Genomic DNA, 2,365 nt, shown 5'->3' with positions numbered 1-2,365 from the left:
ATCACCTCGTTACCCGGCAACGTCCCATCCAACGCCGGACCGAAGATCGGCGTCACCGTCGTCCCCGCCGCATCCGTCCGCCCACCACCGGCATGGCCGGACTCGATCCGCCCGATCCCCGCCAACAGATTCCACGGCACCCCACACCCCGGCTGCGCCGACGCCAACGCCAACTCCGCATTCCGATACGCCGCAAGGACGACCTCCGGAATACCGAGCAACCCCGACCCCGAGGGCAGGGCGATATTCCGCAACACCGGCCCACCACCCACCGGAACCGCACCGTCGGCAGGCGGCACCACCGCCCGCAACTCCCGCGCGACGACGCTGTTCTCCAGGGGAAGCAACCCGACGATCCGGGAGGGGGACGGCGCCGCGTCGGTGGCGGCCGTGCCGGTGGAGCCGACCAGCAGCGCTTCGCCGGCGTCTCCGGCGCCGCCCGCCGAGACCACCGATCCGGAGGCGACGGACGCCAGTCCGGCCGCTACCAGGATCGACACCGTTACCGGGGCAGACTTGCGCATATCGACGACACCGTCCTCTCGGTCGCGGTACCGATCCCCCCACCGGCACACGCTACTAGTGCCGAATCGGCACTAACTTACGCTGCTTGGACCATAGCAAATGCAAGGAAAATACCGTGGAGGCTTCATGAACTTCTCAGAAACCTCTCACCCCGGCCTCCTCGCCTCGATGTCGGCCGCGCCGCCCGGGCGCACCAGTCCAGGGTACGATTCCCCGCCCGGTTCCGGGACCCTTCGCGCGCACCGCCGCGCCAGCGCCCCTCAGTGCGGCGCGGGCGCCGCGGTGAGGTAGCGGGCCACCTCGTCGACCGCCCGCACGGCGCTCTCCGCGGCCGCCTCCATGGTCGAGGGCAGCTCGGTGTCGGTCCAGTCGCCTGCCAGGAACAGGCCGTCCAGCGGGGTGCGCTGCGCCAGCCGCAGCGCCTCGAAGCCGGGCTGCGCGGAGAAGGTCGCCTGCGGCTGGTGGATGACGTGCGTGCGCAGCACCTCGGCCTCTGCCATGACCGGGTAGTTCGCGCGCAGCGATTCCAGCGCGGCCGCGATGAATTCGGCGTTCGGCGTGTGCACGACGTCCCAGGAGGCGCTGACCGCGAGCGCGTAGCAGTGCCCGGCCCCGGCGGCGTCGACCCCCTCCGGCGCGGTGCCCTGCATCCGCCCGGTGTCGAAGACCCATTCGATGGTGGTGCCGCGCAGGTTCTCCGCGTAGCGGCGCAGCCCGAGCGGCCGGTCCAGCCACACGTACACGCTGGAGATGGGGGCGGCCTCGATCTTGCGGGCGGGCGCGAAGTGGTCATGCAGCCCGAGCGCGCCGCGGTCGAGCAGGGTGGTGAGCGCCCACGGCGGAATGGCGAGCACCACGGCGTCGGCCGCGAGCAGCTCACCGTCGCGCAGCCGGACCCCGGTGACCCGGTCTCCCTCGAGCTCGACGTCGTCGACGCCGCTGCCGGTGCGGATCACCGCGCCGCGCTCGGCCAGATACCGCTCGGCGGGCGCCACGAAGAGGTCGTGCAGGCTCACCCGCGGCCACACCGCGTCCCCCGCCCGAACGTTCCGCCGCGCCCGCTTTCCGACGAAGTTCAGCGTCTGCGCGAAGGTGTAGGCCGAGACCCGGTCCGGCTTCTCGTTGAGCAGCCCGATGACGAACTGGTCGAGGACGAGCTCACGGAAGGATGCCGGGACGCGCAGCCGGTCGAACCACCGGCTGACCGTGATCTCGTCCAGCGCCGGGTCCGGCCGCACCGCCTGGCGCAGCAGCGCCGCCCACACCCGCAGCACGGCGGGCCGGTCGCGCACCGGGATCGGCGGCCATGCCATCCAGGCCAGCCCGAGCGTGCGGCGCATGCTCAGCGGCCACCAGTCGGGGCCGCGCAGGGTGAGCAGTTCGTCGGCGCCGGTGCGGATGGCGAACGGCGGTGCGTCCCAGAGCAGCTGGTCCGTGGTGCCGATGGTGTCGACGTAGCGGAGCAGCGCGTCGTAGCAGCCCGCGAAGAGGTGCGGGCCGTTGTCGACCGGCTCGTCCAGCCCCGCGACGTCGAACGACATGGTCCGGCCGCCGAGCCGTCCGCGCTTCTCCAGCAGCGTGACCCGGTAGCCGCGCTCCGCGAGCCACACCGCCGACGCGAGCCCCGCGAGGCCCGCGCCTGCCACCACGATGTGTCGATTGCCGCGCTCGTCCATTCCGACCCCCGAAGAGTGAGAGGAAAACATTGTCAGCCTCTCAGGCTAGGGCACGGACCGGCATTCTTCCCCGGAAACGACTGAAGGCCCCGACCATGATGGTCGGGGCCTTCAGCGAACAATTGTTCCGGCGGTGTCCTACTCTCCCACACCCTGTCGAGTGC

Annotated in this window: 1 protein-coding gene and 1 pseudogene; both read right to left on the bottom strand. The window is 71.5% G+C overall.

The genetic code is table 11. The features are described 5' to 3' along the window. A pseudogene (locus ACFUUZ_RS31660) lies at positions 1-524 on the bottom strand (lytic transglycosylase); the annotation flags it as partial. Positions 525-785: 261 nt separating this feature from the next. Then, positions 786-2,201 carry a hydroxysqualene dehydroxylase HpnE gene (gene hpnE / locus ACFUUZ_RS31655; protein ID WP_378702718.1) on the bottom strand — a complete coding sequence of 472 codons (1,416 nt, stop codon included), beginning with the start codon at positions 2,199-2,201 and terminating at the stop codon, positions 786-788. Positions 2,202-2,365 lie beyond the last annotated feature (164 nt).

Source organism: Nocardia sp. NPDC057353, from assembly GCF_042667085.1.
Taxonomy (GTDB): domain Bacteria; phylum Actinomycetota; class Actinomycetes; order Mycobacteriales; family Mycobacteriaceae; genus Nocardia.
Note: the sequence above shows the minus strand (reverse complement) of the source record. Positions and strands in the feature narration are given on the sequence as shown.